The organism is Oleiphilus sp. HI0125 (assembly GCF_001635355.1).
In genome coordinates this window covers 1-1,778 of record NZ_LWGF01000059.1, presented here as the reverse complement: position 1 = coordinate 1,778, position 1,778 = coordinate 1, and the positions used below count along the sequence as shown (strand labels likewise).

The following is a 1,778-nucleotide window of genomic DNA, read 5'->3' as shown; positions in this document are numbered from 1 at the left end:
ATCTGCATAGCGTTCATATTCTTCAATTGTTGAACACTCTTGCGCACGATCTGTTGAGACATCGAATACATCGGGGTCAATTTGCGCCGTTTGCGGAAGTGGGTGCTGACGCTTTTGCTCCAACATTTTTAAAAGCAAGCTGCCCTGCACGTTAGCGACAGGGTTTTGCGCACGCTCATTCAACACAGGGAAATAATCCCGCGCACGCCACTCTTCAGTTGTTTTTGCATCGACACCAAGACGGGAAGGCTCAGCCGCTACGATACGAGCCCCGTCATATACCAACTCTTTACTCGCTCCACGATCAAGCCCGTCATATGACGATAACTTCAACTGGCATGGTCCGTCATAACAGGCATGACAGCTAACACAACGCTTATCAAAGATGGGCTGAATGTCGCGATGATATTCTGGGACACCTTGCTGATATTCTGCGACTTCACGATTTTGTACCTCGGGTTCACCCCATTGTTGATCAAGTTGATGTTGCGCGATCGTGGCACAACCGATGACGAAGAGGCTTATGAAGAAGTAACTAAAAAGGTGCTTTGATTTCATAATAGTCGGCTAGCTAGTTTGGTTTGGATTCTATTTAGTTCGGCTAAGTAGCAGTTTAGAACAGCTGGAGAATGCTTCAAGATGAGGTTTTTGTTTTAACCTAAAGGTCGCTTGAAGTAGCTTTTAAGTTGAGCTGTTTATTTTCAAACTCTCGTTAATCTTAAATTCATTACTTCTAATCCGTTTATGTTCTTTCTTGCTCGCACAAGAAAGAACCAAAGAAATGCGTACCTGCTCTTCGGCCCTTAGGGTACATTCGTGACTGGTTAAAAATGGCGCTGCGGCCTGGCCCAGGCCACCCACTCTTGCTTCGCCATTCACCTTGTCTCGTTCGCGCTACTCTCTCAAACAGTCCTCGCTTTATCCATTTGTAACTGGCGTCACTCATCCTACGAGAAGGCAGATGCCGCTTCGATAAATCTGGAAAACAAACAAGGTTTGTGTCTTGCACCAACACCCCTTCTGACATGATGAGTCGCGGATAAAATAAACAGGAATTCGTCGAGGACTGTTTGAGCCGAAGGCGAGTCACGCAGACGCTGTTTATTTTTGAGCAACGAATAAGACCGAAGGGCATGTCAGCGGGGCTGATTGGGATTGTTAAGGGACTTGTCAGCACAAGTCCCTTAACTAGACCTTTAGGTCGAAACCTGAAAGCGGAACAATCAAAGCTCTTAAGGCGCTGTCGGCCGCCGCCGACTCTGTTCCCTAATCTAATGGAAAATTAAACGCTAAGTGAAAAACACCATCCTCTGCATCAGCAAAACGATAGCCAAAGCCAATGCGCTCGATATCACCAACTGAGGTTTCAATGGCTTTATCTAAGCCCCAAGTAAAACCAAGCTCGTGTACATATTCATCTTGAAGAACAAGAGCTTCGTTTTCCTGAAGATCAAAGCCGACTGCAAAATAATAACTCGTCACATAGAATGAGAAGAAACTACTCAAAGGCCCAAGCATAAGTCGCTCAGGAAACTTGAGATCAGCGCCAATCTGGAACGAACTAAAGTTTTCAGAAGCCGCATCTCTGGATGAGAAGCCAGCATGCTGCACCTTCGCAAACAGTATTTGTTGCTCTCCCCAAATATCCGTATACCGAAAAATAGACGAGCCTATTGCGTAAGTCGTGGCGCCATTGTGCGAGCGTAAATCCCGGGCATACCCAACATCGGCAAACGGCACAAACTTGAGTGCTTCCGAGTCCCAATAGTCTTTTTCAA

Annotated in this window: 2 protein-coding genes; both read right to left on the bottom strand. The window is 46.2% G+C overall.

The window, feature by feature from the left end:
- The coding region (locus A3762_RS01050; protein ID WP_197468916.1) for a fatty acid cis/trans isomerase at positions 1-558 on the bottom strand (558 nt) is incomplete at its 3' end.
- 708 nt (positions 559-1,266) lie between these two features.
- Positions 1,267-1,778 (bottom strand): hypothetical protein (locus A3762_RS26805; RefSeq protein WP_197468915.1); only part of this gene is annotated, 512 nt, incomplete at its 5' end.